General features: G+C 36.5%; 25 protein-coding genes and 2 tRNA genes. 13 read left to right on the plus strand and 14 right to left on the minus strand.

Features of this window, described 5'->3' with window-relative positions:
* Positions 1 to 12 precede the first annotated feature (12 nt).
* The gene (locus ABD676_RS10360; protein ID WP_344674599.1) at positions 13 to 738 is read left to right on the plus strand and encodes an MIP/aquaporin family protein; all 726 of its coding nucleotides are present in this window, start codon (positions 13 to 15) and stop codon (positions 736 to 738) included.
* A 196-nt stretch (positions 739 to 934) separates the two neighbouring features.
* Here ABD676_RS10360 and ABD676_RS10365 read toward each other — a convergent pair whose 3' ends face one another.
* A complete protein-coding gene (locus ABD676_RS10365; RefSeq protein WP_344674600.1) occupies positions 935 to 1,753 on the minus strand; it encodes a mechanosensitive ion channel family protein in 819 nt (272 codons plus the stop codon).
* Between the two features lie 86 nt (positions 1,754 to 1,839).
* On the opposite strand from ABD676_RS10365, the gene ABD676_RS10370 reads away from it, so the two are divergent.
* Both ABD676_RS10370 and ABD676_RS10375 read left to right on the plus strand, forming a co-directional pair.
* Positions 1,840 to 3,009, plus strand: a complete 1,170-nt coding sequence (locus ABD676_RS10370) for a cysteine desulfurase family protein (protein ID WP_344674601.1) — start codon at positions 1,840 to 1,842, stop codon at positions 3,007 to 3,009.
* A 78-nt stretch (positions 3,010 to 3,087) separates the two neighbouring features.
* Positions 3,088 to 3,414 carry a HesB/IscA family protein gene (locus ABD676_RS10375; protein WP_344674602.1) on the plus strand — a complete coding sequence of 109 codons (327 nt, stop codon included), beginning with the start codon at positions 3,088 to 3,090 and terminating at the stop codon, positions 3,412 to 3,414.
* A gap of 46 nt (positions 3,415 to 3,460) precedes the next feature.
* Here the strand turns inward: ABD676_RS10375 and ABD676_RS10380 are convergent, their stop codons facing one another.
* The 3 genes from ABD676_RS10380 to ABD676_RS10390 are packed head-to-tail and all read right to left on the minus strand — an operon-like array spanning position 3,461 to position 6,540.
* Complete coding sequence (locus tag ABD676_RS10380; RefSeq protein ID WP_344674603.1) at positions 3,461 to 4,534, minus strand: DUF3810 domain-containing protein; 1,074 nt, start codon at positions 4,532 to 4,534, stop codon at positions 3,461 to 3,463.
* Positions 4,535 to 4,539: 5 nt separating this feature from the next.
* Positions 4,540 to 5,595, minus strand: coding sequence for a nucleoid-associated protein (locus tag ABD676_RS10385; RefSeq protein ID WP_344674604.1), 1,056 nt, complete (start codon positions 5,593 to 5,595; stop codon positions 4,540 to 4,542).
* Positions 5,596 to 5,604: 9 nt separating this feature from the next.
* A complete protein-coding gene (locus ABD676_RS10390; RefSeq protein WP_344674605.1) occupies positions 5,605 to 6,540 on the minus strand; it encodes a histone deacetylase family protein in 936 nt (311 codons plus the stop codon).
* 432 nt (positions 6,541 to 6,972) lie between these two features.
* Between ABD676_RS10390 and ABD676_RS10395 the strand changes: the two genes are divergently transcribed.
* From ABD676_RS10395 to ABD676_RS10405, 3 genes are read left to right on the plus strand one after another with little or no spacing between them, the layout of a single operon-like run.
* Entirely contained in the window at positions 6,973 to 7,305 is a 333-nt protein-coding gene (locus tag ABD676_RS10395) for a hypothetical protein (RefSeq protein WP_344674606.1), read from the plus strand.
* Positions 7,306 to 7,343: 38 nt separating this feature from the next.
* Complete coding sequence (locus ABD676_RS10400) at positions 7,344 to 7,994, plus strand: TatD family hydrolase (RefSeq protein ID WP_344674607.1); 651 nt, start codon at positions 7,344 to 7,346, stop codon at positions 7,992 to 7,994.
* On the plus strand, positions 7,995 to 8,723 hold the full coding sequence (locus tag ABD676_RS10405; protein ID WP_344674608.1) for a tRNA threonylcarbamoyladenosine dehydratase: 729 nt from the start codon (positions 7,995 to 7,997) through the stop codon (positions 8,721 to 8,723).
* Positions 8,724 to 9,190: 467 nt separating this feature from the next.
* On the opposite strand, the gene ABD676_RS10410 is transcribed toward ABD676_RS10405, so the two are convergent.
* The 6 genes from ABD676_RS10410 to ABD676_RS10435 form a co-directional block, all read right to left on the minus strand.
* Complete coding sequence (locus tag ABD676_RS10410; RefSeq protein ID WP_344674609.1) at positions 9,191 to 10,474, minus strand: M16 family metallopeptidase; 1,284 nt, start codon at positions 10,472 to 10,474, stop codon at positions 9,191 to 9,193.
* Complete coding sequence (locus ABD676_RS10415; protein WP_344674610.1) at positions 10,464 to 11,720, minus strand: M16 family metallopeptidase; 1,257 nt, start codon at positions 11,718 to 11,720, stop codon at positions 10,464 to 10,466. The genes ABD676_RS10410 and ABD676_RS10415 overlap by 11 nt, the downstream gene beginning before the upstream one ends.
* Positions 11,721 to 11,733: 13 nt before the next feature.
* The gene (hemF, locus tag ABD676_RS10420; protein WP_344674611.1) at positions 11,734 to 12,633 is read right to left on the minus strand and encodes an oxygen-dependent coproporphyrinogen oxidase; all 900 of its coding nucleotides are present in this window, start codon (positions 12,631 to 12,633) and stop codon (positions 11,734 to 11,736) included.
* Complete coding sequence (locus ABD676_RS10425; RefSeq protein ID WP_344674612.1) at positions 12,633 to 13,631, minus strand: NAD(P)H-dependent glycerol-3-phosphate dehydrogenase; 999 nt, start codon at positions 13,629 to 13,631, stop codon at positions 12,633 to 12,635. Before ABD676_RS10425 ends, hemF begins: the two co-directional genes overlap by 1 nt.
* A 90-nt stretch (positions 13,632 to 13,721) precedes the next feature.
* Positions 13,722 to 14,405 carry a DUF6843 domain-containing protein gene (locus ABD676_RS10430; protein WP_344674613.1) on the minus strand — a complete coding sequence of 228 codons (684 nt, stop codon included), beginning with the start codon at positions 14,403 to 14,405 and terminating at the stop codon, positions 13,722 to 13,724.
* Positions 14,406 to 14,860: 455 nt separating this feature from the next.
* Positions 14,861 to 15,268, minus strand: coding sequence for a hypothetical protein (locus tag ABD676_RS10435; protein WP_344674614.1), 408 nt, complete (start codon positions 15,266 to 15,268; stop codon positions 14,861 to 14,863).
* Positions 15,269 to 15,765: 497 nt separating this feature from the next.
* Here ABD676_RS10435 and ABD676_RS10440 point away from each other — a divergent pair, with 497 nt between their 5' ends.
* The 4 genes from ABD676_RS10440 (at position 15,766) to ABD676_RS10455 (ending at position 18,990) form a co-directional block, all read left to right on the plus strand.
* Complete coding sequence (locus ABD676_RS10440) at positions 15,766 to 16,224, plus strand: DUF5675 family protein (RefSeq protein ID WP_344674615.1); 459 nt, start codon at positions 15,766 to 15,768, stop codon at positions 16,222 to 16,224.
* Between the two features lie 26 nt (positions 16,225 to 16,250).
* Positions 16,251 to 16,445: a hypothetical protein gene (locus ABD676_RS10445; RefSeq protein WP_344674616.1), complete on the plus strand. Its 195-nt coding sequence runs from the start codon at positions 16,251 to 16,253 to the stop codon at positions 16,443 to 16,445.
* Positions 16,446 to 16,743: 298 nt separating this feature from the next.
* Positions 16,744 to 18,435, plus strand: a complete 1,692-nt coding sequence (locus ABD676_RS10450) for a M14 family zinc carboxypeptidase (protein ID WP_344674617.1) — start codon at positions 16,744 to 16,746, stop codon at positions 18,433 to 18,435.
* Positions 18,436 to 18,519: 84 nt separating this feature from the next.
* Positions 18,520 to 18,990 carry a DinB family protein gene (locus ABD676_RS10455; protein WP_344674618.1) on the plus strand — a complete coding sequence of 157 codons (471 nt, stop codon included), beginning with the start codon at positions 18,520 to 18,522 and terminating at the stop codon, positions 18,988 to 18,990.
* A 63-nt stretch (positions 18,991 to 19,053) separates the two neighbouring features.
* Here the strand turns inward: ABD676_RS10455 and ABD676_RS10460 are convergent, their stop codons facing one another.
* Together ABD676_RS10460 and ABD676_RS10465 are read right to left on the minus strand one after the other, a co-directional pair.
* Positions 19,054 to 19,491 (minus strand): nuclear transport factor 2 family protein, encoded by a 438-nt coding sequence (locus ABD676_RS10460; RefSeq protein WP_344674619.1) that lies wholly within the window; start codon positions 19,489 to 19,491, stop codon positions 19,054 to 19,056.
* A 169-nt stretch (positions 19,492 to 19,660) separates the two neighbouring features.
* Positions 19,661 to 20,029 carry a winged helix-turn-helix transcriptional regulator gene (locus ABD676_RS10465; RefSeq protein WP_344674620.1) on the minus strand — a complete coding sequence of 123 codons (369 nt, stop codon included), beginning with the start codon at positions 20,027 to 20,029 and terminating at the stop codon, positions 19,661 to 19,663.
* A gap of 143 nt (positions 20,030 to 20,172) precedes the next feature.
* Between ABD676_RS10465 and ABD676_RS10470 the strand changes: the two genes are divergently transcribed.
* A complete protein-coding gene (locus ABD676_RS10470; RefSeq protein WP_344674621.1) occupies positions 20,173 to 21,045 on the plus strand; it encodes a pirin family protein in 873 nt (290 codons plus the stop codon).
* A 195-nt stretch (positions 21,046 to 21,240) separates the two neighbouring features.
* Here the strand turns inward: ABD676_RS10470 and ABD676_RS10475 are convergent, their stop codons facing one another.
* Entirely contained in the window at positions 21,241 to 21,615 is a 375-nt protein-coding gene (locus ABD676_RS10475; protein WP_344674622.1) for a hypothetical protein, read from the minus strand.
* Between the two features lie 710 nt (positions 21,616 to 22,325).
* Positions 22,326 to 22,413: transfer RNA gene (locus ABD676_RS10480), tRNA-Ser, on the minus strand.
* Positions 22,414 to 22,530: 117 nt separating this feature from the next.
* Here ABD676_RS10480 and ABD676_RS10485 point away from each other — a divergent pair.
* Entirely contained in the window at positions 22,531 to 22,719 is a 189-nt protein-coding gene (locus ABD676_RS10485; RefSeq protein WP_344674623.1) for a hypothetical protein, read from the plus strand.
* Positions 22,697 to 22,770: transfer RNA gene (locus ABD676_RS10490), tRNA-Arg, on the plus strand. The genes ABD676_RS10485 and ABD676_RS10490 overlap by 23 nt, the downstream gene beginning before the upstream one ends.
* Positions 22,771 to 22,919 lie beyond the last annotated feature (149 nt).

The raw sequence follows: 22,919 nt of genomic DNA on the forward strand, positions 1-22,919 counted from the left end.
ACTAAACCTTATATGACTCCATTTTTAGCAGAATTAATTGGTACCGGAGTAATGATCCTCCTTGGAGGAGGTGTGGTAGCCAATGTGGTTTTAAACAAAACAAAAGGCAATAATAGCGGTTGGATCGTTATCACAACAGCCTGGGCACTTGCTGTATTTGTAGGTGTCAACATAGCAGGCCCGTATAGCGGTGCGCATTTAAACTGTGCTGTAACTATTGCCAACCTAGCTATGGGTAAATTGGACGTAGCCACGTCCCTTTCTTATATTGGCGCACAATTCTTGGGTGCTATGATTGGTTCAGCCATCGTATGGCTGATGTACAAAAATCATTTTGACGAAACAGAAGATCCTGGAACTAAACAAGCAGTATTCTGTACTGCACCTGCCATCAGAAATTACCCAATCAACCTTATTTCCGAGATTGTCGGCACATTTGTACTAATCTTTACCATCCTGCATTTTCAGGATGCTAAGTTTGCAGACGATCAAGTTATTGGTTTGGGCTCTATAGGCGCCATACCTGTTGCTTTCTTAGTATGGGTAATCGGTTTATCTTTAGGAGGTACTACGGGATATGCTATTAACCCTGCTCGTGACTTAGGACCGCGCATCATGCACGCCATACTTCCAATTAAAAACAAAGCAGGATTCGACGGAGCCTATGCTTGGGTGCCTGTACTTGGCCCAATAATTGGAGCTTTATTGGCTGTAGGATTGAATTACTTCATCCATTAATCAGAAAATATTATGAAAAAGGGATTCTTTAAGTTTTTAAACAGCATCAATCAAAAGATCTTGCCCAAGTATAGCAAGAAGGACCCTTCTAAACTCAGTAAGCTACAACAGGCTGTTGTAGCTTACCGATATTTTGTTTTAATAAATTCGAAAGATTAGGTACTAGATAACTAATCACTCAAGTTTTCATCAATTCTTATTTCAATAGATTTCCTAGATTGGAAGCAGGAAAATTAACATCTGCTTTATCCAAAATCGCTTTGATCTCTTCACCCACCTCATTCTTAGTTGCCCAATAAACTTCACGTTTTGTCCAAGCGCGAATAGTTAAGGTAATACCAGAATCCTTCAAATCGCCTACAATAACCTCTGATTTCGGGGAATCTAAAATTCTTTTATCATTTGCTAAAGCAGTCATAATTGCTTCTCTTGCCGTCTTAATATTTGTATCATAGGAGATTAATACGCTAAATTGCATACGTCTTGCAGCAATCTTTGTAAAGTTCTTTATAACTGAATTCGCCAAAGTACCATTTGGACTAAAGACCCGAATCCCATCATCATCAATCAATGTAGTATAAAGTAAATCAATACGTTCTACAGATCCAGATGAACCATTAGCTGAAGAGATATAATCACCGACATCAAATGGTCTGAACATCAAAATCAACACCCCACCTGCAAAATTGGATAAGCTTCCTTGCAAGGCCATACCTACTGCTAAACCAAATGCCGATAATGCAGCAATAAAGGAGGTCGTTTGAATCCCCATGGTATTAGCAACCGTCAATAGCAATAAAGCGTATAAGGTAAATTTTATTAAGCTCTTAATAAATGAGCGTATGGAAATATCGACATTTCGCTTTTCAAAACGACGGTCAACAAACCTTAATGCAAAATGAATAACATATCGTCCAACGAATAAGATGAAAAATCCAATGGCGATACTCGGTAATTTCAACAATACCGAATCAAATAACTTTTCTAAACTTGTTTCTAAGTTTGCAAACTTCATACTACTGTGTGATTTATTGAACTGCAAAATTAAAAAATATATCGTTTTTAGCGTAGATATGGCAATATTTTAAATAACTTTAACATATGGGATTGATGTATTTTGATAATAATGCGACAACAAGAATTGATGATCAAGTCTTAGCCGTTATGATGCCGTATCTCCAAGAATCTTATGGAAATGCTTCTAGTGTTCAACATAAGTTAGGCCGACAGGCCAATCACGCTATTGAAAACGCTAGAAAACAAATCGCAAACTCCTTAAATTGCCATACCAAAGAATTATTTTTCTGTAGTGGTTCTACCGAGGCAATCAATACCGTTTTAAGGGCATTCCCTAAAGCATACAAAACCAAAGGAAATCATATTATCAGTTGTAAAACAGAACATAAAGCTATATTAAGTACTTGTGCAGCTATCCATAAAGAAGGAACTGATATTCAATTGTTAGATGTGGATTCTAATGGCAGCATAAATCTAAAAGAATTAGAAAATGCCATTCGAGAGGATACTATTTTAGTCAGCTTAATGGCAGCCAATAATGAAACCGGCGTACTACATCCCATCGCTGAAATTGCTGAAATTTGCACTAGAAAAGATGTCTTGTTTTTTTGTGATGCTACCCAATGGATCGGCAAAATACCTTTGGACCTTCAAAAGATTCCCATTGACATTCTTTGTTTCTCGGCACATAAATTCCATGGTCCTAAAGGAGCAGCTGCAATATTTATCCGTAGAAAATCTAAACCCATTCAGATTCCAGCTTTAATTGTAGGTGGGAATCAGGAAAGTGGTTTCCGAGGAGGAACCTATGCCGTCCCTCAAATAGCGGGAATGGGCGAATCCTTATTCTTATCAAATAAGAAACAGTATACAAGTGAATTACGAGACTATTTTGAAGAAGAACTTCAAAAGAACATACCCGACATAAGTATTCATGCAAAGGCAGTAAATAGACTACCCAACACCTCCAATATTCAATTTTTACATGTTCGAGGAGCAGAACTAATGACCAAGTTACCTGACATGTGTATATCTTCTGGTTCGGCATGTGTATCGGGTTCCCGAGATCCATCCCACGTGTTGAAAGCGATGGGCCTAAGCGACGAAGATGCCTTCTGTAGCCTCCGTTTCAGCTTTAGCAGACACAACACCATTCTCGAGATAGATCGAGCCGTAGAGCTGCTTAAAAACGTCGTCACACAAATTCGAGAGCAGTCTCCTATCTGGCAAATGTATAAGGAAGGCTTATTATGACAATGCGCAGATGATAGGAAAAACAGGAAAATGAAAAATTGATTAACTTTGTAAAATACTAGCAAGAGGAAAAAAAGCATGGTAACCATAACAGATAAAGCGAAGGAACGTATTGAAGAAATCATGAGCAGTGAAAACTACGACCAAAACTACTTTGTCCGCGTAGCGGTTGAAAGTGGCGGGTGCTCTGGTTTGTCTTATAAATTGAACTTTGATAACGAAGAGAAAAAAGGCGATCAATTTTTTGAAGATAATGGTATCAAGATCTGTCTTGATATTAAATCTTATCTCTATTTGGCAGGAACTGAATTAGATTATTCCGATGGATTGAATGGAAAGGGATTTGAATTCCATAACCCTAATGCATCCAGAACCTGTGCCTGCGGGGAAAGTTTTTCCGTTTAAGCGTTAATAGCAATTAATTTTTACCATAGACTCCACAAGAGGCTGCTTATTCAAGTGGCCTCTTGTTCTTTTCATAGGCAATTATTAATCGAGTTACCATTCCGTATCGAGCCATCCCCTCAGCTTGGTTATTATGCTTTAGGTATTGATCGTAAAACAAGCCTGATATATCCGCTATCCAACCCGTATAATTCTTCCAAAACTCTTGATCGGTTTTAAAATCCCCCAATACTTTTGGAGAAAGTTGCTCCTTATATCGCTTGAAAAGAACCGGATCTACTAAATAGAGCGAACGCAATAAATAGCTCACACTTTCATAATAGGCTGAGTAGGCAAACCAAGGATCTTGTTGCTGATGTAATTTGACGTAAGCAATAAAATTACACTCATCCTCAAATCCAATCCCCATTTGATGCGAAAGCTCATGTGCAACTGTAAATGGATAACTTGCCAGTGGCATCTTGCCATTGATATGCGCTTCATGGGTCAATGGATTGAAGTATCCGGAAACCCCAAAATAAGAAGCCAATGTATTGGAAAATGGGTATTTAATTTGAACTTGAGTTTTCGACAACATGGGAAAATCCATATCATTCTTCATCAAACTTTCAATACGCTTCTCTGCCTCTTTCCGTTGCAAACTATTAAAGTCTAACTTTTCACGAAGTGCATTAACTAGTTGAATATGATTAGATAAAACAGAAAGATGATCTTCTAAGAGTACAGTATCTGTATTTAAATTTAACTGTTTGCTAATTGGAGTCCTGTAATAATTCAGGCCCCAAGATATATGGAAGTAGGCATATATCCCCAACAATAAAATAATCAGTTTTGAAAAACTATATAAGGCTTTTTTACCCTGTTTTCGAAACAAAAGAAAGATGCTTTTGAGCAATAAATATATACCCAAAACCAGTAATAAAGCATAGCTAACATCACCAAAGCTAAAAGGAATCCATCCGAATAGAATCTTAGGAATCCATGAAAATATTGGGTAAAAACTCTTACTGTAGTAGTTTTCTACAAAGTTTCCATTGCTCATCAAACCATTTAATAAGAGTATAAGGAGCAATAAAGAGAATACCCAAATTCCTATGCGTTTCAGCGGATTACCCTTCATAAAAGTTATTCTTCGTTCTCGAAATACAACTTGTAATAGTTCATACCCTTATCATCATCATAGCCCTTCTCCAAATATTCTCTTTTACCATGAACATAGATGTGGAAATTCTTATCGAGTTTTAAAACCGATTTATAACTGCTCGCCATTTTCTTTACGGCATTTCCAGCAATATCAAAGTTCGATTGAAATGGCGATTCAAATTCATCTTCAAAGGATTGCTTATAATCTTTAAATAAGCTGACTGCCTCCGGATTACCAATCACCTCTTCATTAAATTCCTCCTCATCAAATGTCTCCTTGGATTTAAAGTAATTCATCGACCGATTCAACAAATCAATTTTATCCGCTTTATCCATGTCAAAAACTTCATCAATCTTATCGGTAACAAAGTTTTTATAGACCTTCATAAGATTTCCTGTTTGCTGAAAATTATCATTTCGAGTCTTAAGCTTCAAGAAGTCATCTTTCCAATATACGGCCTCAGAACCGTTCGTTTGATCTACACAAAGGACCTTATAGCCCTCCTCCTTCTCCGTATTGATAATGATCACACCTTTATCCAGCTTATTGATGTTAATAGCTTGCTGTTCATAGCTCACATCCAAACCATCAGCTTGAGGAAACACTTTCAAATAAGCCTCCTTATTTTCCGATTTGAAAATCCCGATTGCAGCATGCTCCTCTCCTTCCATTTGTACATTTTCCAAGGCAACGACATACAATTCTCCCGATTTAATCTTGGGATGCTCTGTCACTTCATATAAATACTTGGCAATGGAATGTGAGAAGTTCACAAAAGAGATCTTTTGATCAAAATATTGCTTCGAAAAGTAGTATAGTTCATTTAATTCCAATTCCTCATTGGGATGGTAGAATCGATATACTTCGTTTGCTTTTGCAAATGGACGCATAAAATATTGCATCAATAGATCGGTCAACACTTCATCAGACTGTAGGTCAATCTCATTGTCCGACAGCGTATAAAATTCATCCTGGCTTTTATTTCCTACATGATGGATGATTAGGTGATCAAAATTAGCGTCTTGATGAAAAAACATAAATAATATTTAGAATTCAAAAATAGTGATTGCACTTCTATAGGTATTGACATGTGCATTGACAATATCCTTAATTTGTGGTGAATATCCCCCACCCATACTGACCTCAACAGGGATTCCGCGTTCCTTACAGGCCATAAAAACCAAGTTATCACGTTTCATACAGCCTGCCATCGATAGTTTAAATTTACCTAACTTATCGCTTGCCAACACATCCACCCCTGCCTGATAATATATAAAATCGGGTTTTATTTTGTCGATGAAAGTATTCAATTCCCGATCCAATAGACTCAAATAGGCTTCATCTTCTATCCCGTCTTGTAAAGCAATATCCAAATGCGATTTTTCTTTTTTAAACGGAAAGTTCTTCTCTCCATGAATGGAAAAAGTAATAATATCCGAATGATCTTCAAAGATATGTGCTGTTCCGTTTCCTTGGTGCACATCCAGATCGACGATTAATATTTTCTTGGCAAATCCCTTTTCAAACAAATAAGCTGCTGCAACCGCTTGATCATTTAATAAACAGAAACCTTCGCCAAAATCTCGTCCGGCATGATGCGTGCCCCCAGCAGTATTAAATGCTACCCCATATTCCATGGCAAAATGACTCGCTTTAATCGTTCCATCTATGAGGTACAATTCCCGATCTACTAAGCTTCTCGACATGGGAAAACCGATCCTACGGATCATCTTAGGGTCTAAGGTCAATCCCAATAAATCATCCACATACTGCGACTCATGTGCTAAATAGACTGTCTCCCGATCAATTAATGTTGGCTCGAAAAAATTAGCCTCTTCCACCAGCCCCTCATATAGCAACTGAGAAGGTATTAAATCATATTTTAACATCGGAAATCGATGCCCTTCGGGCAAAGGATGTATATATGCCTTATGATGCGCAATCTTTAACAAGGATATTTTTTTAGAAACGAAGATATGCATTCCTTACCCAAAAAGGGATTATTAAGCGTATTAAAAACCAATTTTTAGCTTGTTTTTCATATTTTTTATTATCTTTAATTAACCAGGTATAACGTTCAATCCTTTGAATGCCTGTGGCATAACCAGTATAAACAAGGGTAATTACAGCAATTTAAAAGCAAGTATAGTCCATCATTTTATTAGAAAGCAAGGAGGTCATATGTTCCATCGTAGAAATAAAAACAACCCCAACGGACAATCCGAGAAGGCTTCTTCGCATCCATTTATCAAGACGCCAAAAATGATTACTGGCCTAGAACAAAATCGGGAGATCATAAAAAGGGTAATCGCGGATTTAAAGAATAAAAACTTTGAGTTCAGTATTAATTGAAAATTTTAAAACGAAAAAGCCCATTTGCTGTTATTCAAATACAAACTATTGATTAAACGGATATGGCTATAGACATTAATTCACTATTAGACGCAGAAATCGTACGCACTGAAGAGGATTCTATGACGCAGAGCATGGTTGTTACCCTTTTAGTCGATACAGAAGCCGGTGAGCATTCCCAAGAACGCAAGCTTCGTTTTGATCATGTGACGCATTACTCCAGATCCGAAATCCCTTATGAAGGTTACCCCGTAATCCTGGAAGTCTCAGAGGTCGTACCTGAAATCGATAAATCCTTTGATATTGACCCCAATAGAAAAAGATATAAAATCGATACTACTTCGGGAATTGTGGTCTTAGAGTTTGAAAAATGCGTGGAAATTGAAGAGTCCTAAATAATTTTCCCTAGTTTTACCTTTATTCAAAGGTCGACATGTATATCGATATTCATACACATCATCCTAAAACACAAAGCAATTCATACTTTGCACTAGCAAATATGATGGTTTCTAAGGATTATCTAACCTATAAACCTTGTTCCATAGGCATTCACCCTTGGTATATAGATGATAACTTTGATAAACAGCTTGAGGCTTTAGTCCAATTACAAGCCAACGAAGCTGTTATCGCTGTAGGCGAATGTGGATTGGATAAAATGCACAGTACGCCTTGGGATCGACAAGTAATGGCATTTGAAAGGCAGATTGCTTTGGCTAATGAATTAAATAAACCCATCATTGTACATTGTGTCCGGGCATATGCCGAAGTACTAACTTCATTAATGCGCATGAAAACCAAGGTACCGGTTATTCTCCATGGCTATTCCAAAAATTGGGAATTAGCCAAAACCTTACTCCACCATGGATATTACCTTTCACTTGGAGCAAACATCCTGAAAGGACAGCATTTAGATCTTTTACAAAACATCCCTCTGGACCGCCTTTTCTTAGAAACTGACGATAAAACTATAGCGATCTCCGATATTTATGCTTACTTTTGCCACGCTCGAAAATTGACTAAAGAGCAATTACAAGAGCAAATAGTACAGAATTTCAATCGGGTATTTAATTATAGTTTAGTTTAAATGATGGATTTATCTTGGTTGTCCCGTACCGAAGCCCTAGTCGGTCGTGAGGCATTGGAAAAATTAGCTAATTCACATGTTATGGTATTAGGTTTAGGTGGTGTAGGTTCCTTCGCCGCTGAATTTATTTGCCGTTCGGGTGTTGGTAAAATGACCATTATCGATGGTGATACGGTAGATCCAAGTAATCGTAATAGACAACTTCCGGCATTGGCTACCAATCATGGCGAAGCGAAAGCCCAGATCATGAAGGAGCGTTTATTAGCCATTAACCCCGAATTGCAACTAAATGTTATCCAAGAATTTATTTTACCGGACAGTATCCCTGGATTATTAGATCTTAAACCCGATTACTGTGTAGAAGCCATAGATAGCATAACCCCCAAACTTTTCTTTATTCGTAGAGCTTTAGAAGCTGGTATTCCATTCGTTAGCTCTATGGGTGCAGGTGGTAAATTAGACCCTACCAAAATCCGTATTGCTGATATTGGAAGCACCTTCAACTGTAAATTAGCACAGCATATTCGCAAAAAATTAAAGAAACACGGTATCAAAAAAGGCGTTAAAGTGGTATTCTCTACAGAATTGCCAGATAAAGAGTCCTTGCTTTATACAGATGGAAGTAATTATAAGAAGTCGGCTTATGGTACCATGTCTTACTTGCCAGCTGCATTCGGAGGTACGCTAGCCGCAGTAGCTATTCAAGACCTAATGGACAAAAAAGGTTAATACCTAAACGTATAATCATTGGTCAATTTCCTAATTCAGATTAACATCGAGTGAATCTCGACCAGTTTTGCTTGAGTCAAACCCCTATTTGCTTATACTTTGCTTTGGTACTCTCATGGAATTCTAATGGATCTGTTAGGGATCTCTTTCGGATCTCGTTCGCTTCTAACCGAACGAGATCCGAAAGAGATCCGAACAAGTTCCGAAGGAGATCCGAAGGAGTGTAAAAGAAAACCTATGTAAATAGATATGAGATATGGGACCACTACGCTATTAGATAGGAGATAAAAGGCCTTAAAATGCAACCAAAAAGGAAATAAAAAGAAAGCAGAACATATTTAAATTCTCAGGGGCTCCCATAAAACAAAAAGAATTATTTACCAGTCAATTACTGTTAAATAATTCTTTTTGTTTTATGATTGAGGGCTAATGTTAAACTTATATTTGCCTAAATGTAAAGCTTTCTGTTATTCCGAAATTTTACCAACCACTATTTTCAACATATCATCATAACCTAGATATTGTTGAGCTAAATCTTGTACCCGATCCGCTTGAATATTTAGAATACTGTCGGTATAATACTGGTAATAATCAAGGTCTAAACCAGAAAAGTAAACTGATTTGAATTTATCTACATGGGAGAAAATGGATTCTAAACTACCAAGCATACTTCCCAACATATAATTACGGACTAAATCTAGCTCATTGTCATCAGCTTTTTCTTGCTGTAAATGATCAATTTCTTTTTGGATTTGGACTAATGTATCAGCTGCATATTGTGTTCCTACATCGGTAGAAATGCTAAAGAATCCGGCATGATTTAGATTGGCTACCATGGACCCAATACTGTAGGTATAACCTTTATCTTCACGGATATTACTCATTAATCGAGATCCAAAATAACCACCAAACAAGGTATTAACGAATTGCAAGGCTGGATAATCTGGATGTATACGTTGTAGACTTTCTTTTCCTAATCGGATACTGGATTGTAAGGCATCCGCACGGTCAATGATTTGCAATTCTTTATTTCCCGTTCCTTCCGAAACAAAATTCTGAAGCACAATGGCTTTCTCCCCTTGCCATTGCTCCTCAAAATAAGATTTAAAGAGTGCAATAGTTTCATTACTGATGTTTCCAGAAAGGAAAAGGGTTGCATTCTGCGGCTGTATTTGTTGCTTATATAAGCTAATTAAATCAGGTTGATTAAGATCTGAAAGCAATTGTTGCGTTACCGTTCTACCATATCGTGTTGCACCAAATAGGTTCTGGTAAAAGGTACGTCTGGCTACAAAATCATTTTTCTCTAAGGATATCTGTAAACTTTGCTTGTTGTTTTTGATATAAGTATCCAATTCCAGTTGCGGAATCTGTGCATTGGTTAGCACATCATGAACTACTGGAAGAACCGCTTGAACATGTTTGCTCAAGCTATATAAGGTTAAAGCGTTATGATCAAAGCTAAATTCAGGCACCAAATAGGCTCCATAATAATCAATTTTGGATGCTATTTGGGCACTACTAAGTTTGGAAGTGCCTTCTTTCAGCATGGAACTTAAAGCTGAATTACGAATTGGGTTTTCCGGATCTTCAAATAGATTTTTAAAGACAAATTCAGCCTTGATTAATTCTTGTTCAGGTGCATGAAAAACAAATCCCTGAAGTCCGTTTTTAAAGACGATATGTTCTGGTTTTTCCAATTGTATATGACCAATTGGTTTCAAATCAGGTGCTGTATTTCTACTCAGCATGTTCAATTTTCTTTTGAGCGTGATAGATTAAGGTTGATGAATTTTCTTTTCGGAAGGTATCCGCAGCGTATCGCTGTATGTCGGCAGCAGTAACTGCTGCATAATGATCCACTTCTTGATTATACAAGTCAGCATCACCTAATAACTCATAAAAAGAAAGGTTCATAGCCTTATCCAATATGGAAAGTTCAGCAAAACGCATGGTTGATTCTGCCTTATTCTTCACTTTAATTAATTCTTCTTCAGCAATTGGTTCGGAAGCCAATAGCGCTAATTGCTGCCATAATGCTGTTTCAGCTTCTTCAAGACTTACAGATTCATGCGGTTTACCTTCAACAATCAATAAATTATGATCCAAGCTGCCCAAAACATAAGCGTTAACCTCAGAAAACAGGTTCTGATCTTTGACCAATCGTCTGTATAAACGTGAGGATGTTCCTCTTGAAAGGACATCGGTAAGTAAATCTGCCACATAATAATCCGGGTGTAAACGGTCGACAGTGTGGAAAGCCATATAAATACTGTCCACTGGAACTGCGGCATGTACATCTAACCGTCTTGGGCTCGATTGTGCCGGCTCTTGAGGTAAATTCCTTTGGTTATCTTCTCCTTTTGGAATATCTCCAAACCATTTCTCGGCCAAAGCCTTTACTTCATCCAATTTTACATTACCAGTAATGGCTACAATAGCATTATTGGGGCTGTAAAACTTCTTAAAGAAAGCTTTGACATCTTCCATCTTAGCTTCTTCAATATGGCGAATTTCCTTACCTATTGTAGCCCATTTGTATGGGTGGACTTGATAGGCTAATTCTCTTAATTTCAACCAAACATCACCATAAGGCTGATTTAAGTAGCGTTGTTTAAACTCTTCAATAACGACATTCCTTTGCACCTCCAATCCCTGTTCATTGAATGCAAGACCAAACATCCGGTCCGATTCTAACCAGAATGCGGTTTCTAAATTATTCGCAGGTAAAGTGATGTAATAATTGGTAATATCATTGGATGTGAATGCATTATTTTCCCCACCAACACGCTGTAGCGGCTGATCATAATTGGGAATATTAACCGATCCACTAAACATCAGGTGTTCGAATAAGTGGGCAAAACCCGTTTTATCCTCTTGTTCGTCACGTGCCCCCACGTCATATAAGATGTTCATGCATGCCATGGAACTGTGTGGATCTTCAGATACCAACACTCTCAACCCATTCTGCAGAACGAATTTCTCAAATTTTATCATTCAGATATATTTACTATTCGGTCCAATTAATTCCTTTTTTCAATAAGGAACTTGTCATTTCTTCTTTAGACCCAGGTTTTGTTTGAAAATTATAAAACCAATTTGCTTGTTCAGGAAGACTCATCAAAATGGATTCTATCCTTCCATTCGTTTCAAGACCAAATTTAGTTCCGGCATCATATACCAGGTTAAACTCTACATATCTACCACGACGCAGCAATTGCCAATCCTTCTCTTCCTCCGTAAAGGTTTTATCTCGATGTCTATTAACAATCTCTGTGTATATTTTTGGAAATAGGCGTCCTAAATCACAGGAGAAATCAAAGATTTCCTCCATGCTAATACCTGCCTTCTCTGCCGTTAGTTTATCATAAAATATTCCACCTATACCACGAGTTTCTTCTCGATGTTTGATAAAGAAATAATTATCAGCCCATTCTTTAAACTCTTTATAGAATTTATCGGAGTATTTATCGCATACATCTTTTAGGGATTGGTGAAAATCACGAGCATCCTCTTCAAATATATAATGTGGCGTTAAATCTATTCCACCCCCGAACCACCTCACTTGATCATTCAATTCGAAATAACGGATGTTCATGTGAATAATGGGCACCCAAGGGTTATTGGGATGGATGACAATCGAAACTCCGGTTGCAAAAAACTGATCTTCATCTACGCCAAAAGCTTTTTTAATTGGGGCTGGTAGTTCACCATGCACAGCAGAAAAATTCACACCACCTTTTTCCAAGATATTTCCATGTTGAATAATTCTTGTGCGACCACCGCCTCCACCTTCACGCTCCCAAACCTCTTCCTTAAACTTGGCCTTTCCGTCCAATTGTTCTAGTGCTTGGGTAATTTCGTCTTGAATGACTTTATATTTTTCAGCAATTTGTTCTTTTGTGATCATTAGCTTAACTTTTCCGACAACGCTTTCACAGCATGTGTGGCAGGTTGATTTTTATATAAAATATTGTAAACAGTATTACAGATCGGCATATCCAAGTGATGTTTATGAATTATATCTTGAATACATTCTGAGGCAAGATACCCTTCAGCCACCATATTCATCTCCAATTGTGCAGATTTCACCGAATAGCCCTTACCAATCATATTCCCAAAGGTTCTGTTTCGACTGAATTGCGAATATGAAGTGACTAATAGGTCCCCTAAATAAGCGGAATGATTAATTTCTCGGGTCTGAGGATCAATAGCATCCACAAAATATTCCATTTCGCGAATAGCATTTGAAATCAATACTGCCTGAAAATTATCGCCGTACCCTAGTCCATGACAAATACCGCAAGCAAGGGCATAAATATTCTTTAATACTGCCCCATACTCTACTCCTAGGAGATCATTGGAAACAATGGTGTTGATATAATGCGTTTGAAAAAACTGTGCAACCACAGCAGCATTCGCGGCATTTTTGGATGCGAAAGTTAGATAAGACAATTTTTCTAAGGAAACCTCTTCAGCATGGCAAGGACCACCAACAACCACAATATCTGCTAAAGGCACCTGAAATTGCTGATTGATAAATTCTCCCACGATCATGCGAATCGAAGGAACAATACCTTTGATAGCTGTTACGATGATTTTATCTTTAAGATCGATCTCATTTACTTCCGAAAGTGCATCTTCTAAATAAGCCGCTGGCGTATTCAGGATGATGATATCCGATTGTTGAATGACATCTTTGGCATCCAGAAAAAGGGCAATTTTATCTAACTTAACTTCTACGGCACTTAAATAAGAAGGATTATGATGGTATTGGCTAATGTATTCCAAATCTTCTTGGCGTCTTACCCACCAATTAATTTGTTTATCTTGTTGGTTATCACTAAGCATTTTAATCATGGCTGTAGCCCAACTTCCGCTACCGATAACTCCAATTTTTGCAGACATGAAATTTCTTGTTTTTGTTAAAACATCAAAGATACCAATAAATAGCTTGTTAAACCGCTAAATTCTCCTTGAATTGAATGTAAAAATGAATTATTTAATGGTATTTCGACAGCTTACAACTTCGTTAAGCAGGTCTTTCATTATTTGCTTATCATATTTCCTTTCCGCGGAATAAGCCTTCCCTTTAGGGTTCACATAAAAATCAATACTTTCAAAACCTTTATTTTGAAGAATTCTATAATTTTCTTCATCCGCATCAAAAGTGCTGGTGCCTAGAAAAAAGACTTCTTTTTCATTTTTATCCTTATCTCCGAACGGGCCATTCAATTTTAATTTATGCATCTCCCCTTTTTCATCAGGAATGTAAAAATGATAAGCTGAAGAACCGGATTCTAAACTGTCCTTGCATAGAAAAATTCCAGTTGAAGGAATATGTATACTCCGCTTTTTCTGATTAATGGAAACTGCAGCTGCACAATCTTCATTATAAACCAATCGTACAGAACCGGAAAATCCTTTTGGTAAATAAACATCCGTATAGGGTTGATAATTATACCAATAAAGGAAACCTATGGAAAAAGGAAAATAAAGTAATATTGGCAGAAAGGTTAAAAGCATTTTATTCCTAGTATTGGCACTCGAAAACCATAAGAAAAGAAGGCCAATAATAAATGCTGGAATACAAAAAAACAGCATATAATAACTCATAACAGCTAACAAGAAACTGACTATTATCAAGCTTAAACCAATATAAAAAGCTGTTTTTTTATTCATAATAAAGTGTATATCAAACATACAAAAAAATCCTGAGGTGGGGAACCTCAGGATTTTACCAAACCAATTATTAACCTAAATTATGAAATTATTTTACTCTTATTACTCTTTGCTTTCTTTACTACTAAAACGCCGATGCATAACTGATATTATATAGTAGTTGTTTAGTTAACATTCTTTAACAGATCACTTTACGAATGCTATAAAAAAGAAAATCCTGAAGCGGGGAGCTTCAGGATTTTACCAAACCAATTATTAACCTAAATTATGAAAATTTGAATGCTATTATCTAGCATCTTTCATTATACACCATAACGGTCAAAAGGTTGTTTATGATACAATCAAAAATGACATTAACATTTTTTAACAGTTTTACTTTGAATTGTGGAAGAACCTCTAACTGATAAAGACAAAGCCACTCTTCAGACTTATCAACTTATAATTAGAACATTAAATTACTTTTTAGCAAATAAATAGCCCAAGTAAGCCATTGGGAAATAAGCTAATGTAGCATCTACAATAGAAAACCAAGTTGGCGAAGGCAACATAAAAATGGTCATTATGCCTCCAATAAAGAATGCAAGACCTATAACCATTGCGAATAGTAGTTTTCGATTGGCTGCAATTTTAGACGCGACAAATGCACCAACCAAAGTTCCTAATGCATGAGCCAAAAATGGAAATAAAAAATTAATGGGTTTAAATAAATGCATTCCTGCCTTAAGACCTTCTTCTGTCGTTACATCTACCCCTTCTGGAGGTGGAATAACATGTCCAGAAATAGTTATTAGAGCACCATTGACTATACTACCGAGAACTAGTCCCAATATCACCGCCAAGATATTTCGAAGAATTGGATTCATAATATGTGTTTTTCTGTTAATAATAATTTGTAGATGTTGAACATGAAGTTAGAAAATAAATCTGCTGTATTTAACAAGAAACAATACAAATATTTTAAAGATCTCACTATCAAGCAGGTTTATATACTTTCAAATTGTTCCATTTACTTTCATTTTTTCTACAGCTTAAAATTTCCCATTAGTTTCGGTCATGATATCAATAAACAGCAGTGCATGCAGGCTATAATTTTAACATTCAAATACGATTAGAATATGAATACATTCATCAGGCAAATAAATCGAAGATTAAAATTTAATATTCCATTTAGGATTCGGCAAGAAGTAGAACCGGCTACTATTCTCTATCCCATCTTTCCCAATTACAAGCCAATACGTATTCCGAGGATATTTAATCATCGAGACCGCGTAAAATTCCCTAGCATCCGTAGAGGGTTTCCATTTGAATTTCCAGGCATCAAAATCAATAAAAACATTTAAAAAAGATTTTTATGATACGTATGGTCCGTATAAGAGCTGGATTGAATAGCACATTGTCTCAATTAAGCATCAATAATATTTTTATTTGTTATCTGCTAGAGGATAAGATCCGAGAGAAGAAAATCAAAGGAAAAACCTGTATTCCTGAAGGACTTTATACATTGAGGTTCAATCAGACAGCTGGTATGAATCAAATTTATGCCAGCAAGACAGGAAAGACACATTTGGGTATGATTGAAATCTCAGGAATTCCAAATTTCAATCTGGTGTTTTTTCATATTGGGAATAGGCATCAAGACACCGCAGGCTGCCCATTAACTGGAAGCTATTATCGCATTATTGGAAAGGAAGTTGAAGTTTTACAATCTGCCCAAGCCTATCGTACAGTGTATACATTGCTAAGCAAATACATTCAAGAAGGAAATGCCCAAATCGAAGTAGTAAACAAAATTGAAGAATCAAAGCATTTATGGTCATAAATCAGAAGTGCCCTTAATTAGAAAAAATGAAAACTATAATTAACACATTAATCGAAATCAGTAAGTCCATTTTAGCAGCTCCAATCCATGTACCAGAGAAGCTTAAACGTATAAACAAATACATACACTTTGGATTACAAGTCTTGAAACAGATTATTGAGATGCAAGAAAAAGAAAACGAAGGTAAACAGAAAAAGAAATCACGTTATGTATTTAGATAAATCACTAATTATGTCTCGCTGCGTAGGTAGTTTATGTGCCATTACAGCAAGTATAAATTGGCAAGACCTCTTCACGACAATTGGATTATCGCTGTTAGGTACAGGTGTCAGTTACTTTTTTAGTTGGCTTCTGACAAAAATAAGAGGTATAAGATAAGGTTAATTGTTGGGAGACGTTATATAACTGACGTCTCCCTTCTTGTATCTATGCAGGAAATAAGTAGATTTGTTCAACCTATAGCTGAAAACAATGAAATTAAAACCAATTTATGGGATTTTGTCTTTAATCAGTATTCTTATGATAGATCAACAATCAGGTTTTGCTCAGAAAACTGCCTTTGAAAACTCCGGAAACAAAAATATTACAGCGACCTATGCAGAGGTGACTCAGTACTATGCAAAATTATTAGCAGGTAGAAAGGATGCAAAAATAATCGATATCGGCCCTACTGATATAGGAAAGCCCTTGCAGTTAATTGTATTATCCGCTGATGGAGATTTTGATCCTAAAAGTGTGAAGGCAAAAAATAAAACGGTGATGCTAATTAATAATGGTATTCATCCTGGAGAACCAGAAGGAATTGATGCCAGCATGATGTTTATTAGAGATGTGCTTAAACAAAAGAGTTTGCCAAAGGATTTAGTCTTATGCGTGATTCCTGTTTATAATATTTCAGGAATGCTGAACAGAGGAGTTTCAAGGGTAAATCAGAATGGTCCAGAAGGCTATGGGTTTCGAGGTACTGCCCAAAACTATGATTTGAATAGGGACTTCTTGAAGGGCGATACACGTAATTCACGATTATTTCAAACCTTATTCACGACTTGGGATCCGGATATATTTTTTGACACACATACCAGCAATGGCGCAGATTATCAATATGTCATGACCTTAATTGAGACACAGAAAGATAAATTGAATCCAAAGCTGTCAGCATTTATGAAGAAACATATCACAAATGCCATGTATGCCGGCATGGAAAAGATCGGCTATCCCATGATACCATATGTTAATTCGCAGGGCGAAAAACCCGAAACCGGTATTGTATCATTTCTTGAAAGCCCAAGGTATTCCACAGGCTTTGCAGCCTTACACCATACCATCGGTTTCATGCCAGAAACGCATATGTGGAAGCCTTATGAGGATCGTGTTAAATCTACCTATGGGCTAATGAACATCCTTTTCAACCTAGCCAAAGATCATGGTTCAGAACTTCATGCCTTAAGATCAAAGGTGAAAGAAGAAGTTAAAAATCAAGAGGATTTTCCAATAAATTGGAAGTTGAATAGAAATATAGTCGAACAAATCGAGTTTTTAGGATTTGAATCTGGCAATAAAACGAGTGAAGTTTCGGGATTAGACCGCATGTATTATGATCGTTCAAAGCCTTTTAAAAAACAAATACCCTATTATACCACATATGAGCCAAGCATTATCGTTAAAAAGCCCAAGGCTTATATATTGCCACAAGGATATGATCATTTGGTCAATCTCATGAAAATAAATGGTGTCAAAATGAAACCACTGGAAAAGGATATGGAATTAGAAGTAGAAATGTATTATATCCGCGATTATAAGACATCTGCTAGCCCAAGTGAAGGGCATTATCCGCATCATAGTGTTGAAGTTGAGCCTAAACTGGTTAAACAACAATTTTTTGCTGGTGATTATTGGATCGAAATGAATCAAGAAGCTAATCGCTATGTGGTAGAAACGTTAGAGCCACAAGCCATAGATTCCTATTTCAATTGGAACTTTTTTGATGCTATCCTAAATCAAAAGGAATACTTTTCGGGATATATATTTGAAGATTCAGCTGCAGAACTATTAAAAAAAGACAAAAACTTAGCCCAAGAATTAGAAGCCGCTAAAAAAGCAGATTCAAAATTGGCAGAAAGTGCAAGGATGCAATTGGAATGGATTTATAAGCGGACTCCGCATTATGAAACAAGCCATTTGCGCTATCCTGTTGGACGAGTTTTAAAATAATTTTGTTCTTAAAATGCTGCTGACATAGGGCTGTCATTAAGTTGGATTAATTTTGAATCAGTACTTAATTAAAACAGCAATATTATGAAAACTGCAACATTTTTAAACAGAGACGAATTTTTAAATCATTGGCAAGGACACCGCAAATTAACACGAAGAACTATTGAGAAATTCCCAGAGGAGGAATTCTTCACATTCTCAATCGGAGGCATGCGTACGTTTGGTGAATTAGTTAAAGAGCTATTAACCATTTCTGTACCGGGCTTAGAAGGCATAGTAAACAAAGATGATAAGCCATTTTCACATGATATCGAACTAGCCGATAAAGCCGCTGCATTAAAAATGTGGGATGAACAGACGGAACAAATCAATGAACTGTACAATAAAATAAGTGATGAAGAGCTTTATGAGACTTTCAACTTATTTGGACAATATAAGGATCAGACCAACAATAATTTGATGTATTTCCATGACAATGAAATTCATCACCGTGCTCAAGGGTTTGTATACCTTAGAGCTTTGGGAATTGAACCTCCATTCTTCTGGGAAAGATAATATAGAAAAAGGCCTTCAGTAACATGAAGGCCTTTCTTTTTTAAATGTAATATATTGGAAAAACTACTTATTATGGAAAACGGAATTTACTTCTTTGATCACCCACCCAGCTTTTCCTTGTTGCATGGTTACATAATCTGTACGCGTGAAGTTGTCAAATTCTAAAGTCACTTTAGCAATACTGAAGTTTGCTGATTTTTCAATTAATTCATATTCAGTATCACAATCGAAGTTGATTCCCTTTTGACCTTTTAGGTGTTTAATATAAGCATCCTTGCCGATGGAGTTTTGATTGTGTTCTGTTTGAAAACGCTGAACGAAATTATTGTCGAATAATTGATTCAAATAGGTTGTTTCTCCTTTAACAGTACTGTTGATGTATGCATCAACTACGTTTTCTACGACTGCTTTGTTTAGGTCTTTACCATCTGCTGCAAAAAGACTTACTGATGAAGTTAATAATAGACCTGCTAATGCGAATGTTTTTACTAGAGTATTCATGGTTGTTATGTTTTTTATGTTTTTAATTTTTTTATTTCTTATTTGATACACCAAAGGTATAGCAAGAAATAAGGTCATAACAGCCGTTTTAGGTCAATTAGGAAGGGTTCTCGGTAAAGGCGGTATAATTTTCGGTGAAAATTCTTGTTGGTTTTTTACCGAGAGGATTTTAGTATTCGTTTTCATTTAAAAGCTTATGGCGGTGCCTATTTCCCCACTCTACAAGCTTTTCAATAATCTCCTTTGAGGTCCTACCATAATCTGTAATCGAATATTCAACGGAAATCGGTCTTGTGTTAAGTACTTCTCTTTTAACCATTTTATTAGCTTCCAAGTCTTTTAATTCCTTGGTCAACATCTTGGCAGAAATTCCAATAATCTCTCTTTGTATTTTTTTAAAAGTATTGACTTGATGATCTCTGGTCATTAGGTAATGGAGAATCAACAGTTTCCATTTCCCACCCAATACATCTAAAGTGTCACGCATAGCCAGTAAATTACTGGTACATTCAGGAGGATCATTTAATAAGGTCTTCATCAATCTTTAAATTAGTGTATGACAAATTTAAGGTTTACTTGTTATAAATAGTTACTAAAAGGTTACTGGTTACCAAAAGTTAACTCATATTATTAAATATTCTAGGCTTCGTAAATTTGTATTATACAATTGGAGGAATAAAAATGACAAATAGAAAAATAGAAAAGATCATTAAACCGACATCTTATAATTGGGTTGGCGATGCTTTTTATGTGGCATCGATGATTGGCAAAGAGATCTCCCGAAGAAGAATGGATCCGTTTTTAGTTTTTGATTACAATCAAACAGTAGACTTCAGTCCTCGGGAAGAACCTAGAGGTGTAGGAGCGCATCCTCATAAAGGTTTTGAGACAGTAACTCTTGCTTATCAAGGTCGAGTAGCTCATAAGGACAGCCGTGGCAATTCAGGTGTGATTGGTGAAGGTGATGTTCAGTGGATGACTGCTGGTGCGGGAATTATGCACCAAGAATACCATGAAGAGGAATGGTCAAAACAAGGTGGACCATTTCAGATGGTTCAGCTTTGGGTTAACCTTCCGGCAAAGGATAAAAATACACCCGCACATTATCAGGATTTAAAAGCTTCAAATATGCCAAAGGTGGTCTTGGATAATGGAGATGGAACAATTGATATTGTCGCCGGAGAATATAAGGGCGTAAATGGTTTAGCTGATACCTACTCTCCTGTTCATCTTTTCAATGCTTATCTAAATAAGAATGGTAAAGCTACATTTGAATTCCCTAATCATTACAATACTGCATTATTAGTAATAAGCGGTAGTATTAAAGTGAATGGCGAGGAAGTGATCGAGGCAGACTCCTTTGTTTTATTTGAAAATAATGGGGCTGAACAATTTGAAATTGAGGCCTTGTCTGATGATACGAAGGTGTTGTTATTAAGTGGCGAACCGTTAAATGAACCAATTGCTCACTATGGTCCATTTGTGATGAATACGCAAGAGGAATTGGTGCAAGCTTTTGAAGATTTTCAAAACGGAAAGTTTGGTGTGATTTAAGTTGATGAAATCTCGAATGAGATATATAAAATATCTGATGTATGAAATTGCATCAGGTATTTTGTTTTTACACCAACTTTTAGGGTGGATAAATGATATTATAAATCAAGTAAGTCAGGATGATTTAGTATGAAATTGGAAGCCCAATTTCTTATATAATAAGTGTTGTTCTAAGAAATAGAAAAAGTAAGATTATTATTTAGTTTCATGCTGGAAGCAGTAGCCATTTTTATTTTTTGTCTTTCGCTTACAACTTGCACCGGCTTTGGTCTTCCCTTTACATTGGACAGCTACTTGAAGTGCTCCTTGTGCTTCATTACTCCTAATTCCGAGGCCTCTAGAATTTGTTGTGTTGGTCAATCTATTGGCAGAAGAATTATTTGGGTTGCATTGTGTACATGGTTCAAGTCCAATTCTTAAGGCTTCATTGATTGTCATTCCATTGGAAACATTCTTTACATAACGACAAGTCGCGGTATGGTATTTTTTACCAGATGGCGTTTTGTAAACTGTTTGTGCGGAGATTTTGCTGACAAAAAGTAGAAAGAATATGGTTACGCAGTATTTCAAGGCAATAATTTGTTTGTCAAAATTAGTAATTGTTTATTGGATTACGGGTAAATTAATTGCTACACAGGTGTTAGGGTGTTGGAAGGAAGAAATGAGGGGAGATTGATGGGAGGTTTGTTTTTGATGTGGAGTGTTTATTTGAGGGATATGGTGAGTAATTTATTTAATCCAAGGTTTCTAGGAGCTAGTGTTAGGTTGGAGCTTGCATGCTTGGTGGAGCATTCCTCATCTTGCGATGAGCTTTATTGGATTTGATTTTGAATTTGTAATGGATGGGTTTGGTGAGGGATTGGTTCAGACGCTAGCTGGCGATAGGTTGGAGTATTCATGCTTCGTGAATAATTCCTCATCTTGCGATGAGCTATATTGGATTTGGTTTTGAATTTGTAATGGATGGGTTTGGTGAGGGATTGGTTCAGACGCTATCTAGCTATAGGTTGGAGCGTGCATGCTTGGTGGAGAATTCCTCATCTTGCGATGAGCTTTATTGGATTTGATTTTGAATTTGTAATGGATGGGTTTGGTGAGGGATTGGTTCAGACGCACGGAGGCCCGCACTTGACCCTGAACCATCCCTTTTGGGGGGTGGCTTCAACCAAATCAAGCCGCTCGTTTTGCTCGCTTGTTTTGTTGTTAATAGGGGTTGCTCAAACAAGTTTGGCAACCCCTATTAACAACAAAACCCACCTGACGGTGGGCTTTGATTTGGTTGGCGGAGAGTGAGGGATTCGAACCCCCGAACCTGTGACAGTTAACGGTTTTCAAGACCGCCGCATTCGACCACTCTGCCAACTCTCCGCGACAAAAGTACAAATTCTACCCTATTCTCCAAATTAAAAATGAAAAAAGAATGATAAAATATGCCCTTTAATCAGTAATAAGGCTGATTTTTAATACTTTATTGTTCCAAAAAAAATGAAAACTAATAAAAAATACTCCTTATCAGTTTATTTAGAGCAGGTAATGGAATTAAATAAAAAATATCTGATTGGAAGGCAATCAGTTAATAGTCATAACCTAAAAAAAAGACAATTTATTTTGCTTTTTAGCGCCAAATACCTACTTTTGCTTCACAAAATAAGCGCCAATAGCTCAGCTGGATAGAGCAACGGTTTTCTAAACCGTCGGTCAGGGGTTCGAATCCCTTTTGGCGTACTTAAAAGCCTGTTAAGTTTTATACTTGACAGGCTTTTCTGTTTTCTATTCATAGTTATTTCACGACAATTAAACATTAGGACAACCTTAAATTCATTTTTAATCAATACCTTAACCCTAAATTTTACCAAACAAAGATTATTAAATAC

The organism is Sphingobacterium kyonggiense, assembly GCF_039536825.1.
Taxonomy (GTDB): domain Bacteria; phylum Bacteroidota; class Bacteroidia; order Sphingobacteriales; family Sphingobacteriaceae; genus Sphingobacterium; species Sphingobacterium kyonggiense.

Excerpts from the sequence above, each read along its gene's own strand:
- ABD676_RS10405 (WP_344674608.1), top strand. The coding sequence starts at position 7,995 with ATGATGGATTTATCTTGGTTGTCCCGTACCGAAGCCCTAGTCGGTCGT.
- ABD676_RS10445 (WP_344674616.1), top strand. The coding sequence starts at position 16,251 with ATGAAAACTATAATTAACACATTAATCGAAATCAGTAAGTCCATTTTA.
- ABD676_RS10425 (WP_344674612.1), bottom strand. The coding sequence starts at position 13,631 with ATGTCTGCAAAAATTGGAGTTATCGGTAGCGGAAGTTGGGCTACAGCC.
- ABD676_RS10460 (WP_344674619.1), bottom strand. The coding sequence starts at position 19,491 with ATGAATACTCTAGTAAAAACATTCGCATTAGCAGGTCTATTATTAACT.
- ABD676_RS10385 (WP_344674604.1), bottom strand. The coding sequence starts at position 5,595 with ATGTTTTTTCATCAAGACGCTAATTTTGATCACCTAATCATCCATCAT.
- ABD676_RS10450 (WP_344674617.1), top strand. The coding sequence starts at position 16,744 with ATGATAGATCAACAATCAGGTTTTGCTCAGAAAACTGCCTTTGAAAAC.
- ABD676_RS10455 (WP_344674618.1), top strand. The coding sequence starts at position 18,520 with ATGAAAACTGCAACATTTTTAAACAGAGACGAATTTTTAAATCATTGG.
- ABD676_RS10400 (WP_344674607.1), top strand. The coding sequence starts at position 7,344 with ATGTATATCGATATTCATACACATCATCCTAAAACACAAAGCAATTCA.
- ABD676_RS10435 (WP_344674614.1), bottom strand. The coding sequence starts at position 15,268 with ATGAATCCAATTCTTCGAAATATCTTGGCGGTGATATTGGGACTAGTT.
- ABD676_RS10375 (WP_344674602.1), top strand. The coding sequence starts at position 3,088 with ATGGTAACCATAACAGATAAAGCGAAGGAACGTATTGAAGAAATCATG.
- ABD676_RS10440 (WP_344674615.1), top strand. The coding sequence starts at position 15,766 with ATGGTCCGTATAAGAGCTGGATTGAATAGCACATTGTCTCAATTAAGC.
- ABD676_RS10395 (WP_344674606.1), top strand. The coding sequence starts at position 6,973 with ATGGCTATAGACATTAATTCACTATTAGACGCAGAAATCGTACGCACT.
- ABD676_RS10365 (WP_344674600.1), bottom strand. The coding sequence starts at position 1,753 with ATGAAGTTTGCAAACTTAGAAACAAGTTTAGAAAAGTTATTTGATTCG.
- ABD676_RS10430 (WP_344674613.1), bottom strand. The coding sequence starts at position 14,405 with ATGAATAAAAAAACAGCTTTTTATATTGGTTTAAGCTTGATAATAGTC.
- ABD676_RS10410 (WP_344674609.1), bottom strand. The coding sequence starts at position 10,474 with ATGCTGAGTAGAAATACAGCACCTGATTTGAAACCAATTGGTCATATA.
- ABD676_RS10370 (WP_344674601.1), top strand. The coding sequence starts at position 1,840 with ATGGGATTGATGTATTTTGATAATAATGCGACAACAAGAATTGATGAT.
- ABD676_RS10465 (WP_344674620.1), bottom strand. The coding sequence starts at position 20,029 with ATGAAGACCTTATTAAATGATCCTCCTGAATGTACCAGTAATTTACTG.
- ABD676_RS10380 (WP_344674603.1), bottom strand. The coding sequence starts at position 4,534 with ATGAAGGGTAATCCGCTGAAACGCATAGGAATTTGGGTATTCTCTTTA.
- ABD676_RS10485 (WP_344674623.1), top strand. The coding sequence starts at position 22,531 with ATGAAAACTAATAAAAAATACTCCTTATCAGTTTATTTAGAGCAGGTA.
- ABD676_RS10360 (WP_344674599.1), top strand. The coding sequence starts at position 13 with ATGACTCCATTTTTAGCAGAATTAATTGGTACCGGAGTAATGATCCTC.
- hemF (WP_344674611.1), bottom strand. The coding sequence starts at position 12,633 with ATGATCACAAAAGAACAAATTGCTGAAAAATATAAAGTCATTCAAGAC.
- ABD676_RS10470 (WP_344674621.1), top strand. The coding sequence starts at position 20,173 with ATGACAAATAGAAAAATAGAAAAGATCATTAAACCGACATCTTATAAT.
- ABD676_RS10390 (WP_344674605.1), bottom strand. The coding sequence starts at position 6,540 with ATGCATATCTTCGTTTCTAAAAAAATATCCTTGTTAAAGATTGCGCAT.
- ABD676_RS10415 (WP_344674610.1), bottom strand. The coding sequence starts at position 11,720 with ATGATAAAATTTGAGAAATTCGTTCTGCAGAATGGGTTGAGAGTGTTG.